Annotated in this window: 12 protein-coding genes, 1 other RNA gene and 1 pseudogene; 7 read left to right on the top strand and 7 right to left on the bottom strand. The window is 32.4% G+C overall.

The genetic code is table 11. The features are described from left to right. Positions 1 to 64 precede the first annotated feature (64 nt). Positions 65 to 1,102 (bottom strand): formimidoylglutamase, encoded by a 1,038-nt coding sequence (locus tag M0M44_RS21180; protein ID WP_248727508.1) that lies wholly within the window; start codon positions 1,100 to 1,102, stop codon positions 65 to 67. A gap of 98 nt (positions 1,103 to 1,200) precedes the next feature. Between M0M44_RS21180 and M0M44_RS21175 the strand changes: the two genes are divergently transcribed. Beyond that, entirely contained in the window at positions 1,201 to 2,079 is an 879-nt protein-coding gene (locus M0M44_RS21175; protein ID WP_202004001.1) for a hypothetical protein, read from the top strand. 64 nt (positions 2,080 to 2,143) lie between these two features. Here M0M44_RS21175 and M0M44_RS23970 read toward each other — a convergent pair. The 3 genes and pseudogenes from M0M44_RS23970 to M0M44_RS21165 all read right to left on the bottom strand — a co-directional run. Further along, positions 2,144 to 2,218 (bottom strand): annotated as a pseudogene (locus tag M0M44_RS23970) (hypothetical protein); the annotation flags it as partial. Between the two features lie 28 nt (positions 2,219 to 2,246). Further along, positions 2,247 to 3,485, bottom strand: coding sequence for an imidazolonepropionase (gene hutI / locus M0M44_RS21170; RefSeq protein WP_248727507.1), 1,239 nt, complete (start codon positions 3,483 to 3,485; stop codon positions 2,247 to 2,249). A 92-nt stretch (positions 3,486 to 3,577) separates the two neighbouring features. Then, entirely contained in the window at positions 3,578 to 4,627 is a 1,050-nt protein-coding gene (locus tag M0M44_RS21165; protein WP_248727506.1) for a glutaminyl-peptide cyclotransferase, read from the bottom strand. An 88-nt stretch (positions 4,628 to 4,715) separates the two neighbouring features. Here M0M44_RS21165 and ffs point away from each other — a divergent pair. The 5 genes from ffs (at position 4,716) to M0M44_RS21140 (ending at position 7,478) form a co-directional block, all read left to right on the top strand. After that, an RNA gene (ffs, locus tag M0M44_RS21160) (signal recognition particle sRNA small type) lies at positions 4,716 to 4,813 on the top strand. A gap of 174 nt (positions 4,814 to 4,987) precedes the next feature. Continuing rightward, positions 4,988 to 5,791 (top strand): SDR family oxidoreductase, encoded by an 804-nt coding sequence (locus M0M44_RS21155; RefSeq protein ID WP_248727505.1) that lies wholly within the window; start codon positions 4,988 to 4,990, stop codon positions 5,789 to 5,791. Between the two features lie 4 nt (positions 5,792 to 5,795). Beyond that, the gene (locus tag M0M44_RS21150; RefSeq protein ID WP_248727504.1) at positions 5,796 to 5,993 is read left to right on the top strand and encodes a hypothetical protein; all 198 of its coding nucleotides are present in this window, start codon (positions 5,796 to 5,798) and stop codon (positions 5,991 to 5,993) included. Between the two features lie 239 nt (positions 5,994 to 6,232). After that, entirely contained in the window at positions 6,233 to 6,889 is a 657-nt protein-coding gene (gene fsa / locus M0M44_RS21145; RefSeq protein ID WP_198856298.1) for a fructose-6-phosphate aldolase, read from the top strand. A gap of 91 nt (positions 6,890 to 6,980) precedes the next feature. Then, entirely contained in the window at positions 6,981 to 7,478 is a 498-nt protein-coding gene (locus tag M0M44_RS21140) for a hypothetical protein (RefSeq protein WP_248727503.1), read from the top strand. A gap of 118 nt (positions 7,479 to 7,596) precedes the next feature. Here the strand turns inward: M0M44_RS21140 and M0M44_RS21135 are convergent, their stop codons facing one another. From M0M44_RS21135 to M0M44_RS21125, 3 genes are all read right to left on the bottom strand, one after another. Beyond that, on the bottom strand, positions 7,597 to 9,066 hold the full coding sequence (locus M0M44_RS21135) for an MFS transporter (RefSeq protein ID WP_248727502.1): 1,470 nt from the start codon (positions 9,064 to 9,066) through the stop codon (positions 7,597 to 7,599). Between the two features lie 175 nt (positions 9,067 to 9,241). Continuing rightward, positions 9,242 to 9,943, bottom strand: a complete 702-nt coding sequence (locus M0M44_RS21130; RefSeq protein ID WP_095930523.1) for a LytR/AlgR family response regulator transcription factor — start codon at positions 9,941 to 9,943, stop codon at positions 9,242 to 9,244. Further along, the gene (locus tag M0M44_RS21125) at positions 9,933 to 10,985 is read right to left on the bottom strand and encodes a sensor histidine kinase (protein WP_248727501.1); all 1,053 of its coding nucleotides are present in this window, start codon (positions 10,983 to 10,985) and stop codon (positions 9,933 to 9,935) included. Before M0M44_RS21125 ends, M0M44_RS21130 begins: the two co-directional genes overlap by 11 nt. A gap of 276 nt (positions 10,986 to 11,261) precedes the next feature. Between M0M44_RS21125 and M0M44_RS21120 the strand changes: the two genes are divergently transcribed. Then, on the top strand, positions 11,262 to 14,297 hold the full coding sequence (locus M0M44_RS21120; RefSeq protein ID WP_248727500.1) for a SusC/RagA family TonB-linked outer membrane protein: 3,036 nt from the start codon (positions 11,262 to 11,264) through the stop codon (positions 14,295 to 14,297). Positions 14,298 to 14,299 lie beyond the last annotated feature (2 nt).

Raw genomic sequence — 14,299 nt, 5'->3', positions numbered from 1 at the left:
TTGTTTGAATTTGCTTTTATTTGGCAAATAGGCCTTATAGCATAACCCAATAGGATATTTAAAATCAAGCCGGTTCGATGTTTGCTTTGATAAAATCGGTAACTAAATAACCAATCAATTTGCCGATTAAATTATTGTTTGGAGAATTGTCTAAATCTGGTGCTCCTTCGCAGATATGTAGATATGCAGCATGCTTATGTTCGCCAAAGAAAGAAACAAACTGTCTTAGTTCTTCAACAGAGAAGCCGCTGATAGTCATGGCGCTGCTGGCAATGTTTGGAATTGCATCAAGATCAATTTCAATTCCGAAAGCATCACTTTTTATAAAATCCAAAGCTGTAATCATTTCGCGATTAAAATCTTTTTCTTTCCTAATGTTGACACTGTCGTAAGTATTATATCGAACGCGGTCTTCCAATTTTTTTATAATATCTAAAACACTTTTTGAAGTATAATTTTCGTGAAGGCCAAAAATGAAATATTTCTTTAAGAAACCTTCTTCGTAGGCATATGAAAATCCGTTTCCGCTATGGCGGCCTTCTAAAATTCTAAAATCAGAATGCGCATCAAAATTGATTGCATTTATTGGTTTTCCTTTTGCAAGAGCGGCACCTTTAATGTTTCCGTAGGCATTATTATGACCTCCACCAATAATAATTGGAGTTTTTCCAGCTTTGATTATGGTAAAAATGATATGAGAGACTTCTTTGTCTATTTTTTCAACCAGCTGACTTAGTTTTGAACGATCATCAATGTCATTAAAATCAAGATTCTCAACATCGCGCATTTCTTGAGAAACATTAATTTGTCCTAAAACAATAATATTGCTCCCTTTGCAAAAACGATTGTGCTGAATATTTGCAATACTTTTTATAGCAGATTGCCATGCAGAAGCGGCTCCAGGCCTTCCGTAATTGGCGCGCACACCAATATCTTCGGGAATTCCTAAAAGCACATATTTAGCTTCACTTTCTTTAATAAAATTAATCTTATCAATTCCTGGCGGAATGACAATCATTTTTTCTCCGAACTTTATTTCACCACTTCTGTGATTTGTGATTTTAGCTAAATCATTTATAGTGAATGGGATTAATTTTTCCATGAAAAAAATTTATTTTCCAAAAATAATATAATTGTAGAAACTTACGTTATTACCTTATATTAATTCTTAAATTTGTTATTAAAGAAAATTATTTAAATATGGAAAACCCAAAGAACAACAATTCAAGTCTAAAGGCGGTAATCGCAGTTTTAGCAGTCCTACTGATCGGTAGCTTAGTGTATATTTTTAAATTATCTTCTGATACAGAGGTAGTTAAAACTGAACTTACAACAACCTTGACTGAGAAAGAATCTGTAATGAAAGATTTACAGGAGTTAAAAGCGACTTATGATGCTGCAATTGCTGAAAACACTTCTATGTCTGACGAATTAATCCAAGAAAGAGACAAAGTGGTGGCTTTAATGGATGATTTGAACAAGTCTAAAGGAGATGTTTCTAAATACAGATCTCAAGTTCAGGCAATGCAGAGCAAAATGAAAACTTTAGTTGCTGAAAACGATGAGTTGAAAAAACAAAATGGTGTTTTAACGACTCAAAGAGATAGTACTATTGTAGTTTTAGGAGAATCTAAAAAGTATAACGAAGTTTTAGTTGGTCAAAATGAAGAGTTAGCTAAAACTGTAGAAAAAGGTTCTAAATTATCTGTTTTAAATACTAAAACTTCAGCTTACAAATTGAAAAGCTCTGGTAAACAAATCGAAACTGATAAAGCGAGCCGTGCTGATGTTTTGAAAGTTAGTTTTACAATTGCTGAAAATCAAATTGCAAAATCTGGAGACAAAACGTATTATGTTCAAGTTATTGATGCTAAAAACAATGTTTTAGGCGAAAAGAAAACAGAAAGTTTTGGAGATAATACATTAACTTACAGCTTTAAAACTACAGTTAAATACGAAAACAAAACTGTACAAGTTAGTGAAGATCTTCCAGGAAAAGATTTTGCTAAAGGAACTTACTTTATCAATGTTTTTGATAATGATGAGTTAGTTTCTAAAACTAGTTTTAGTTTAAGATAATTCGGCCGAAGGGATAAAATACCACTTAAGATATTAAAGGTCTGTGATTTTCACAGACCTTTTTTTATGGATAAATTTGAAGGGTTTTGTCGTTGTTTGGAAAACGGTACGTTTCCTGTAGTTGAAAACTACGGGTTGTGTTTGAATGATTTAAAAAGAATAATAGTTTATTCTATAATTTCTCCTTCAACAAAAACAGATTCTATAAGATTGCTTCCAAAAGCATAAGGAATTTGGTAATAAGAAGATATAGGTTTTGTTAGAATCAGATTGGCTTTTTTGCCTTTTGTGATACTTCCGTGTGTTTCTGAAAGTCCCATTGCATAGGCTCCGTTTATTGTTGCGGCATTAATAGCTTCTTCTGGTGTCATTTTCATTTTGATACAAGCTGTTGCTACGACAAAATTCATATTTCCTGACGGAGTAGAACCAGGGTTAAAATCTGTAGCCAATGCCAAAGGAAGGCCCGCCTTTATAATTTCGCGCGCTGGTGTGTACGGAATACTTAAAAAATAAGAGCAAGAAGGTAAAGCAACAGGCATAGTTTCTGTGTCTTTTAAGGCTTGAATATCTTCTGGATTCATAATTTCAAGATGATCTACAGAAAGTGCGTTAAATTTAACGCCAGCCTGAATTCCGCCAATAGAATTAAATTGATTGACATGGATTTTTGGTTTCAAGCCAAATGCTAAACCTGCTTCCATTATTTTTTCGGTTTCTTCTACAGAAAAATAACCGCTTTCGCAGAAAACGTCTACGTAATCTGCTAGATTGTTTTTTGATATTTCTGGAAGCATTTCGTTAATTATTTCATCAAGATAGCCTGCTTTATCGTCTTTGTAATGTGTAGGAAAAGCATGTGCGCCTAGAAATGTCGCTTTGATGGCGATAGGATAGTTTTCTGCCAATTTCTTAATTACACGCAGCATTTTTAATTCTCCATCAACTGTCAATCCATATCCAGATTTTATTTCAACAGCACCAGTTCCTAAGTGCATTACTTCTTCCAAGCGAAGTTTTGACTGTTCGTAAATTTCATCTTCAGAAGTTTCGTTGAGTTTTTTAGCCGAATTTAGAATTCCGCCCCCGCGATTGGCTATTTCTTCGTAAGAAAGTCCGTTGATTCGGTCTACAAATTCTTGCTCGCGATTTCCTGCATAAACAATATGTGTGTGGCTGTCGCACCAAGCCGGGAGTACAACTTTTCCAGTTGCATCAATTGTTTTGTCGGCATTTATTTTCGGGAGATTATCCATTGAACCGAAATCTTCAATTAAATTGTTTTTTAATACTAAAAAAGCGTTTTTAATTGTTGGGAGTTTAGCCATTTCAGAACCTGAAACTTTAGTAATTGAGGTTTCACGGACTTGCAGCAGTTCTTGTATGTTTGTGATTAAAGTGATCATTAAATGAATTGTTATAAAACACAAATTTCACAAATTATCACTAATAATTAGTGTAATCTGTGAAATTTGTGTTTTTGATTTTTGTCTATTAATTATTCCGAAACTGTAATTTCGAACATTTTATCCCAATATTTACCTGTAACGAAAATTGTTTTAGTAGCAGGATTGTAAGCAATACCATTTAAAACTTCAGCATTTTTAGCTTTTAATGATTTACGTAAATCTGAAAGATTTAAGATTCTTTCCACTGCTCCAGATTCTGGATTTACAACCGCTATAGCATCTTTCTGCCAAACATTTGCGTAGAATTTACCATTGATTAATTCAAGCTCATTAATAGCTTTAATTTTTGAATTTCCAGAATATACGTTGATGTAATCAATTAATTTTTGAGTTGCAGGGTCCATTCTCCATATTTTCTCAGTTCCATCAGAATGATAGATGTATTTGTCATCGTGTGTCATTCCCCAACCTTCAATATCTTTATCGTATTTGAATGTTTTTTCTAGTTTTAAAGTCTTTGCGTCATATATGTAACCCGTTTTTTCCTGCCAAGTTAATTGATATAATTTGTCGCCAAAAAAAGTAATTCCTTCACCAAAATATTCTTTACCAAGATCAACTTGTTTGATTACTTTGCCTGTTTTATAATCTACTTCCCTAAAATAAGAATCTCCTTTTTGTCCAGTACTTTCAAAAAGTCTTCCGTCGTGAAACTCTAAGCCTTCTGTAAAAGCTGTGGTGTCATGCGGAAAAGTATTTACGACTTTATATTTTAATAATTTAGGCTCAATATCTGAAACTACTTCAATTCTAGCAGTTGCATCAGAAGAATCTCCATCAAAATAAACTTTAGCTTTTAGGTATTGATATCCTAATTTTTGATCTATTAATTCAAATCTAAAATTTGCAGCACCTTTTGTACCTCCAACTCTTTGGTCGTTTACGAAGTAGGCAACGCTGTCAATTTCTTTAGATTTTGGGTTTAAAATTCCAATATTAAGCGCTTCTTTTTGCGTAAGGTGAGCGGGAAAAGCAGAATCATCGATAGTAAATAAAGAATTTTCACCTTTATTTTTTTCTCCACATCCAACCAATGTGATTCCTAATAAAATGACAGCTAGGAAGTTATATTTTTTCATAGTTTAAAATTTGAATAAGGCAATATACGACGATATTTTTATTGCTGCAAAGGTCTTGCAAAAATATAAAAAGGTTGTATATTTGCACCGGCAAGTCCTACACGACCAGCTCCTGCAGACTCCCCCAGGATGGGAACATAGCAAGGGTACGTGGTTGAGCGGTGCGATGTAGGTCGCTTGCCATTTTTTTTAGAATTTAATAGTTTTGTAATCTTCCTTTTAGGAGGATTTTTTTATTTTTGACCCTATCTGAAGTTAAATGTTATTGGTTAGAAGTTAAAAATTGACTGCTTGTTGTAGTTCAAATAAACCCAATTCCAAAAAACTTATAACTCATAATCCATAACTTATAACTAAAAAATGAGCAAAGTCGTTTTAATTACCGGAGGATCATCAGGAATTGGAAAATCTATTGGTGAATTTTTACATCAAAAAGGTTTTGTTGTATACGGAACAAGTAGAAATCCTGAGAAAGTTTTAAATTCAGTTTTTCCATTAGTTACTTTAGATGTTAGAAACTCTGATTCTATTAAAACAGCGGTAAATAAAATTATCGAAACTTCTGGAAGATTAGATATTGTAATTAATAACGCTGGAGTTGGAATTACAGGGCCTTTAGAAGAAATTCCGACTGAGGAAATTCGAAATAATTTTGAGACTAACTTTTTTGGTCCAATTGAAGTTATGAAAGCGGCATTGCCACAAATGCGTAAACAAAATTCTGGACTTATTATAAATATCACTTCGATTGCGGGTTATATGGGACTTCCTTATAGAAGTGTTTATTCGGCATCAAAAGGGGCTTTGGAATTGATTACTGAAGCTTTAAGAATGGAAGTTAAATCTTTTGGAATTGAAATTACCAATGTTGCGCCTGGAGATTTTGCTACAAATATTGCCGCCGGACGTTATCATGCACCAGTTGTTAAAGATTCTGCTTACGAAAAGGTTTATGGCGAAGTTCTGGCCACAATGAATGATCATGTTGATGCAGGAAGTAATCCAAATGAAATGGCAGAAGCGGTTTATAAAATTATTCAAACTGAAAAACCAAACGTACATTATAAAGTGGGCGCTTTTATGCAGAAGTTTTCGATTGTATTAAAACGTGCGCTTCCAGATAAAATGTATGAGAAAATGTTAATGAACCACTATAAATTATAATATTATGGATAATTTTAATGAATATTTGCCAACTATTTTAGGCGTTTTATTTTTAGTTATTATTTGGTTTATAATTCGAAGACTATTTGCTTCTATAAGTGACAAAATCAATAACTCTGAAACTTATAAAGAAGACACTGTCAGAGTTCTTGAAGAAATTAGAGATGAATTGAAAGAATTGAATAGAAATAATTCGAAATAATTCTAGGCTCTGTTTTTGTGTTTTTTTATCAAGAAGAAAAATTGCAAAATTTCATAAACGATTAAAAAAAATGTAAAAATTACACTTATTTTTAACATATAATTTGAAAATGGTTTTAATTTTAAAAACGTTATTGATATTGATTTTGTAATTTTGCAGCTAGGTTTTCTTTAAATATTTTATTTGAAGAAAAATTTACAAATAGAAATACAAACAAACCATTTTTAATTAAACAAATTATGAAATTTTTTATAGACACAGCTAATTTAGCTCAAATTAAAGAAGCACAAGCTTTAGGTGTTTTGGATGGTGTAACGACTAATCCGTCATTAATGGCAAAAGAAGGAATCACTGGAAAAAACAATATCCTTAAACACTATGTTGACATTTGCAATCTTGTTGATGGTGATGTAAGTGCAGAAGTTAATGCTCTTGACTTTGAAGGTATGGTTAAAGAAGGAGAGGAATTAGCTGAATTGCATGAGCAGATTGTTGTAAAACTTCCTATGACTAAGGAAGGTGTTATGGCAGCAAAATACTTTTCTGATAAAGGAATTAAAACTAACGTAACTCTTGTTTTCTCTGTAGGACAAGCACTTTTAGCTGCAAAAGCTGGAGCAACTTTTGTTTCTCCATTTGTTGGGCGTTTAGATGATATTTCTACTGATGGATTGAATTTGATTCAAGAAATTAGAGAGGTTTATGATAACTACGGTTACGAAACTCAAATTTTAGCAGCTTCTGTACGTCACACTATGCATATTGTAAACTGTGCTAAAATTGGTGCAGACGTTATGACTGGACCTCTTTCTGCAATTTACGGTTTATTGAAACACCCATTGACAGATATCGGTTTAGCTCAGTTTGTAGCTGACTTTGAAAAAGGAAATAAATAATCCTTAGATACTTACAAAATTAAAATCGTCTTTTTTCTAACGAGAAGAGACGATTTTTTTTACTTTTATATTGAATCTTAAATAGTTAAATATGAAAGTTATCTTATGTGTGTTGTCTTTTTTTGTAGCGAGTTTTTCTATAAACGCTCAAGCCGCTAAAGTTGTTACTTCAATAAATGAAGCGGGTGATGTTGCTACTTATGAGTTAGATTGCTCAGTTAAATTTCAAACTCTTGCTAAAGGTCTTCGATATAATATTACAAGACACGAATTTAAAGGCCCGGAATTAAAAAATTCGTATCGTCTTTTGTTGGTAATGGATGGATTTTATTCGAAAACATTAAATAGCGAAATGAAGATTTCGGCAGTTTTAAGTGATGGGACAATTATTGAGGCTAGAAAAACGATAGAAGACGATGGCTTTTTTGATGGAGCTTGTACTTTGAAAATAAGAGATCCGCAAGCACTTTTAAACGCCGATATTGATAAAGTAATTGTTCATGCGGACAAAGATGTAGTTTATCCTTTAACGGTTCAAAATAAGGCTCTTTTTAAGAAGAATTTGAGTAATATTATTAATGCGAAGTAAAGAGGTTAAGGTTCTGAGTTACTAAGATTGTAAGGTTTCCCTTTTTTGAATAAAAAAATCCAAATTCCGTTATTATAATTGGAATTTGGATTTTTCTTATATTGGATTTTTTTAAATCTTAGTGTCCTCCACCAGCACTTTCTATGTGGCTAATACCTTGTCTTTTTAAAATTTTAGGACAGTAGAAACCGTAGAATCCTAAATATGCAAAACCAAGAAGCGGTATAATGTAAGAGAAGTGAGTGTAAGTGATGCCGAAAATTCCGTTTGGATTTGTTGCATCTAAATCACAGATACTTCCTTGTACCAATGGAATTACTCCACCACCAAGAATCATCATGATCAAGAAAGAAGATGCTTTTCCTGTGTTTTTTCCTAATCCTGCAATTGCTAAATCGAAGATTGAAGGCCACATGATAGATAAGAACAATCCGCCAGAGATAAAGAAGAATTTAGCAATTTCTGGATCTGGCCATGCTAATCCTAATGCCATCATAGTTAATCCTGAAATTCCGAAAAGCATTAATGTTTTTCCTGCGTTTTTACCTCCTACAAAGCTTACTGCAATAAATAATAAGATCCAGATTGGGTAAATGTAGAATGAAGAAACATCATGCGCAGCAAAGATATTTGCTCCAATGATAACTCCGAATGCTAAAGCTGGAACAATAAATTTCAATGCTGTGTTTACAAGATTTGAAGTGTTGAAAACGTTAACTCCACCATTCCAACGTCCAATCATTAAACTTCCCCAATAAAGGGCAATGAATGGAGCAATGGCATCTTCTAAAACGTTTCCGAATTCTGCAGTATGAAGCAAAGCTGGTAAATTACTAATGATAGTAACCTCAGTTCCAACATAGATGAAGATTCCTAACATTCCTAAATAAAGTTGCGGGTAATCTAGTATATTAAATTTTTCGTGTGCTGTTTTAACTACTTCAACTTCTTCTTTTTCAGGATCTTCGATTTTAGAGAAGTTCATAAAAACGGCTACGACAATAAATGCTAAACCAAGAATGATGAAAGGTAATTTGATGTCTTCTAATGAAAGTGAAGTGTTTTTATTATCTCCCATTCCAAATAAAGCAATTCCTAAAAGGATAGCCCCAATTGTTGTTCCGAATGAGTTAATACCTCCAGCTAATGTTAAACGGTGTGCTCCAGTTGCTGGGCTTCCCATTTTAATTGCTAATGGATTAGCCACAATTTGTTGTATTGAGAATCCTAAACCTACAGTAAATAAAGCTGTTAAGAAGAATGGGAAACTTTCCATTGTTGCAGCTGGAATGAATAAAAATGATCCTACTGCTGAAAGGAGTAAACCAGCTGAAAGGGTTTTTTTATATCCGAATTTTTGTAAAACGTCCATTTTCAAGGATACTAAAAAGAAAATAATAGATCCTACGAAGTATGCAGCATAAAATGCCCAAGCTACTAATTGAGATTGTACTTGCGATAATGTAAATACTTTTTTGAATACTGGAATCAGGATATCATTGGCTGAACCAACAAAACCCCAAAAGAAGAAGACGATTATCAAAGAGATAAATTGCCCCCATTTGGTTTGCACATTTTCTGAACTCATAATAATAAGGTTAATTTTTTATTTTATTGTTTTTTGAAGACCGTAAATATATTTGTTAGGATTATCAAAAAAAAATAAAAAGGTATAAATAATGTTAAATTTAAACCAACGACTGTGTTTTTTCAACAAAGTGTTAATTTTAACCTACTTAGAAAATGTAATTCGTAATTATATTTTATTCCAATATCTTGTTTTTAACTTCTTTACTGTAGTTTCTGCCTATCGGAATGTTGTAAGATTGTATTTGAACGCGGTTTCCTTCTATAGATTTTACTTTATTTAGCGCAATTACATAAGATTTATGTATTCTAAGAAAGCGATCGGCAGGTAATTCTTCAGATAAGGATGTAAGAGATTTATGCGTAATATAGGTTTTGTCAGGAGTGACAACTTTTATGTATTCTTTCATTCCTTCGACAAAAAGAATTTCTTCAATATTAATTTTCATCATTTTTTTATCCACTTTGATGAAAATATGTGAATCTCCTTTTGCGGTTTCAATCTTGATATTGTTTTTGAGATTGTATTCGGTAGTAATTTTGTTGATGCATTTTATAAATCTTGGCAACGGAATTGGTTTTACCAAATAATCTAAAACATCCAAATCATAACTTTCTGCAGCAAATTCTCTAAATGCAGTGGTAATAATAACTTTGGTTTTGTTTTCGATAAGGCTAATAAGTTCAAAACCCGTCATCATAGGCATGTTAATATCTAAAAAGACAGCATCAACAGGGGTACTGTTGATAAAATCGAGCGCCTCTAGAGAATTATTGAATGTCGCAACAACTTCAAAATCTGTAAAATTGGTAAAGTAATTTTGCAGGACTTTGATAGCTAAAGGCTCATCATCAATTAACACGCATTTAATCTTCATTCTGAGTTGGTATTTGCAATCGGATTATATAGAAATTTAGTTTGGTTTGCTGTTTTAGGCTAAAATTATTTCTGTAAATCAGTTTTAGTCTCTTTTTTGTATTAACCAAGCCAATTCCTTTTTTCGGATTATGATTTTGTGAAATTACAAAATTATTTAAGATTTCAAAATCGAGTACTTTGTTGTCTATAACTTTGCAATTGATTTTTATTTTTAAATTTTTGTTGTTTAATCCACCGTGTTTAAAAGCATTTTCTACCAAAGAAATAAAGATTAAAGGCGGTACAACAACATCTTCTATATTAGATTCTAGATTTATGGTCACTTCAACATTTTCAAAACGAAGTTTTTCGATTTCGATATAGTTCTGAATATAATCGATTTCTTTTATAAGCGGAACAAATTTGGTTCCTTTTACATCATACAAAACATACTCCATCAAATTAGAAAGTTTGATAATTACATCTGGAACTTTCTTTGATGATTCTAATGATAAAGCATACAGATTATTTAATGTATTAAAGAAAAAATGAGGCTGAATCTGATTTTCGAGATACTTTAGTTTTATTTTAAATTGATTTTCTCTCAATGATCTATTTCTTTCACGTTCTCTCAACCAGGTTAAAGTAAGATACACAGAAGATGCCATAGCAAGAACATACAATTCTCCTATGCAAACAGCAACAATGTGATTGATCTCAAAAGGATGGTATTCGCGATTTGCTTCTGGCCAGATATTTTCTGATATAATATAATAGGTTAGGGCTGTTTTTAGCAGATACATTACAAACAAACTTACTAGAAGCAAAAAAGTATAGAGTATATACTTTTGTTTTAGTACGTATTTCGGAACTAAAACAAATAAATTCAAATATACTAGAGGAATAACTAGAGAGAATTCAATTACGTTAGATTTGAATGCATAAGGGTAATCATTAAAGTACGCTCCCCATCTTAAAAAGTTTAAAGTAAAATATACTCCCCAAAACCAGATATGATTTTGAAGTTTAATATCAAATTTAACTTTTCGTATTTCTTTCAACTGGTTTTAAGTTATTTATGTTTTTTTGGTTTTTCTTAACAATATTAAAATATTGTGCAACTTTAAACAATTAACTGCAAAGAGCCAATTTTTTTGAATAAAATTTTGCAAAAAAAGGATATTTGTGCTTATTTTTTCTATTAGAACGTTTTCGTAAAGCGTATTATTGAATGTTTTATGTCGTTCGTTTAAATTTTATTGCTGTTGGTTTAATTTATTTTTTTTAACAATGCCTTAAGAATAATTTTACATCATAACTAACAAAATAAAATAAACATGAAAAAAATTTTCTTAATCTTTATGATTGTTTTTACGGCGCAAGTTTCGCTTGCACAAGTAAAAAATGTCAAGGGTGTGATTACAGATTCTGATGGTATGCCATTACCTGGAGCTTCTGTTGCTGTACAAGGAGGGCAAAAGGGAACAACTACCGATTTTGACGGATTGTACACTATTGAAGTTCAAAAGGGTCAAAGTTTAGTTTTCACTTATGTAGGACTAGAAACTCAGACTATAGTTGTAGGAGATGCTGCTACAATTAATGTGAAGATGGTTCAAGGAGCTTCAAATTCATTAAATGAGGTTGTTGTAACTTCTTTAGGGATAAAGAAAACAAGAAAATCTTTGACTTATGCAGCTCAAGAACTTAAAGGGGAAGAGTTAACTCGTGTTAAAGATCCTAACCTTATTAATACTGTTGCTGGTAAAATTGCCGGTGTTGCAGTAACAAAAAGTTCATCTGGAGCAGGAGGTTCTACAAAAGTTGTAATTCGTGGTAATTCGTCTTTTGTAAACAATCAGCCTTTATATGTAATTGATGGTATTCCGTTGTACAATCAAGGTACAGGACAACCAAATGGTACTTTTGGGGATTTAGCAGGAGGTAACCGTGATGGTGGTGATATCGTTTCATTGATCAACCCTGATGATTATGAAGGAATGACTGTACTTAAAGGTGCTGCGGCTTCTGTATTATACGGTAGTCAAGGTGCTAATGGTGTAATTTTACTTAATTCTAAAAAAGGAAAAGCTGGAGTTGAATCATTCAATATCAATTCTGTTACAACATTTGACAGTGCGGCTTATTTGCCAAAATTCCAATCAGATTACACATCTGCAGAAGGAGATCCGAGATCTTGGGGAGATAAGAAAAAAGTAGAAGGTGATGTTAAAGATTTCTTTGAAACAGGGGTTACACAAATTACTTCTATGTCTTTTTCTAAAGCAACTGAAGGAAATTCTACAAGCTTAACGTATGCTAATACAGATGCTTCTGGAATTATACCTGGAAATCATTTGAAGAAAAATAACTTCGGAATTCGTCAAACAAGCAAATTCTTAAACGATAGATTGAGTGTTGCTGTAACAGGAAATTATGTTGCACAAACAATTAACAATAGACCAACAAATGGTTTATATTTCAATCCAATTAGTGGTGTTTACTCTCATCCAAGAGCTTTTAGCTTAAATGATTTGAAAACATATGAGGTTTTTGATCCTGTTAGAAACATGAATGTTCAAAATTATCCTGGTTTTGCAGCGGTAAATGAAAGTAATGAAAATCCATACTGGCAGATTAACAGACAAAAATCTCTTGATACAAACAATTTCTTCAATGGAGCAATTGCTTTAGATTATAAAGTTGCTGAATGGTTTCATTTAGCTTCAAGATATAGCTATAACAGAAGTGAGAGCAATTTCCAAAAAGAAATGTACGCTAGTTCTGCAACTTCTTTAGTACATGCTACAGGAAGATACATCAATGCAAATACAATCGGTACTCAAAATTATGCTGATTTATTAGGTTTATTTAATACAAAAATGGGTGAAAACTTTTCATTCAATGGTACATTCGGAACAAGTATCAATAATACTAAAGTTACTGGTTTGACTGTAGATTCAGGAATCGGAGGAGGTTTGAATTATGCTAATATCTTTACTTTAGGAAACTTTGTAAATAATAACGGTAACGTTCAAACAGGAGCAGAAAGAGAAGTTCAGTCTGTGTTTGCTGCTACAACTTTTGGATACAAAGATTATTTATTCTTAGATCTTGCAGCTAGAAATGACTGGTCGTCTACTTTAGTAAACACTAACGATTCTAGTTTCTTCTATCCATCTGTGGGGGTTACAGGTATTCTTAGCGATATGTTTACATTACCAGAAGTTTTCAACTTTGGAAAAGTTCGTGCTACTTATGCACAAGTTGGTAATGACATCTCTCCATTTATTACAAGTCCTACATCTACAATTGTTGCAGGAAGTATTGTAAATCCACCAGTTGGACCAATGCCAGGTACAACATTAAAACCTGAATTAAAATCTGAGGTTGAGTTAGGTACAGAATGGAGAATGTTTGATAGCAGATTAGGTTTCGAGTTTTCTTTCTATGATTCTAAAACTAAAAACCAATTTATTCAAGTTCCTGCTCCAGCTACTAACCCTTTTGGTTATACAAATTATGCAATCAACGCTGGTAGTATTTCTAACAAAGGTTTTGAAGTTGTACTTTATGCAGATATCGTTAGAGGAGAAAAATTCAACTGGGATACTAGACTTAACTATTCACAAAATAAGAGTAGAGTAAATGATATTCCTGCTGAAGAAGGAACAGGAGGTAGAATTGTTCTTACTGATCCAGGATCTAACAGCTACAGATATTCATTAATTGAAGGAAGACCATTTGGTGTAATTGAAGGTAAAAATCTAAAAAGAGATGATCAAGGAAGAATCTTAGTTAATGACGACAATACTATTCAAAGAACAGATTGGGAAGAAGTTGGTAATGCTAATCCTGATTTCATGTTAGGATGGTCTAACACTTTTAAATTTGGATCATTTACTGCAAATATCTTAATTGATGGACGTTTTGGAGGAGAAGTTCTTAGTTTAACTCAAGCAATCAACGATTACAATGGAGTATCTAAAGCTACAGGTGATGCTAGAAATGCTGGAGGTGTTAAAATTAACGGTGTAAGAGCGAGCGACGGAACTCCTGTAACTACAATGGATGCATTTGATTATTACAATGGTACAGCAGGTAGAAATGGAGCTTCAGGAGAGTATGTGTACAGTGCAACAAATGTAAATGTAAGAGAGATATCTGTTGGATATACTTTCAAAAAGGACAAATTGCCATATGTGCAATCTGCAACTATCTCTTTAATTGCTAGAAATTTATTCTTTCTTTACAAAGATGCACCATTTGATCCAAACGTAGCTTTAAGTACAGGTGAAGGCTTACAAGGTGTTGATGTGTTTGGTTTACCTTCAACAAGAAATATTGGTCTTAATTTAAACTTAACATTCTAATC

Source organism: Flavobacterium humidisoli, assembly GCF_023272795.1.
GTDB lineage: Bacteria > Bacteroidota > Bacteroidia > Flavobacteriales > Flavobacteriaceae > Flavobacterium > Flavobacterium humidisoli.
This window is presented reverse-complemented; position numbering and strand designations above follow the sequence as displayed.

What these genes read in the sequence shown, in the direction of transcription:
- M0M44_RS21180 (WP_248727508.1), bottom strand. Translation starts at nt 1,102, where the DNA reads ATGGAAAAATTAATCCCATTCACTATAAATGATTTAGCTAAAATCACA.
- M0M44_RS21175 (WP_202004001.1), top strand. Translation starts at nt 1,201, where the DNA reads ATGGAAAACCCAAAGAACAACAATTCAAGTCTAAAGGCGGTAATCGCA.
- hutI (WP_248727507.1), bottom strand. Translation starts at nt 3,485, where the DNA reads ATGATCACTTTAATCACAAACATACAAGAACTGCTGCAAGTCCGTGAA.
- M0M44_RS21165 (WP_248727506.1), bottom strand. Translation starts at nt 4,627, where the DNA reads ATGAAAAAATATAACTTCCTAGCTGTCATTTTATTAGGAATCACATTG.
- M0M44_RS21155 (WP_248727505.1), top strand. Translation starts at nt 4,988, where the DNA reads ATGAGCAAAGTCGTTTTAATTACCGGAGGATCATCAGGAATTGGAAAA.
- M0M44_RS21150 (WP_248727504.1), top strand. Translation starts at nt 5,796, where the DNA reads ATGGATAATTTTAATGAATATTTGCCAACTATTTTAGGCGTTTTATTT.
- fsa (WP_198856298.1), top strand. Translation starts at nt 6,233, where the DNA reads ATGAAATTTTTTATAGACACAGCTAATTTAGCTCAAATTAAAGAAGCA.
- M0M44_RS21140 (WP_248727503.1), top strand. Translation starts at nt 6,981, where the DNA reads ATGAAAGTTATCTTATGTGTGTTGTCTTTTTTTGTAGCGAGTTTTTCT.
- M0M44_RS21135 (WP_248727502.1), bottom strand. Translation starts at nt 9,066, where the DNA reads ATGAGTTCAGAAAATGTGCAAACCAAATGGGGGCAATTTATCTCTTTG.
- M0M44_RS21130 (WP_095930523.1), bottom strand. Translation starts at nt 9,943, where the DNA reads ATGAAGATTAAATGCGTGTTAATTGATGATGAGCCTTTAGCTATCAAA.
- M0M44_RS21120 (WP_248727500.1), top strand. Translation starts at nt 11,262, where the DNA reads ATGAAAAAAATTTTCTTAATCTTTATGATTGTTTTTACGGCGCAAGTT.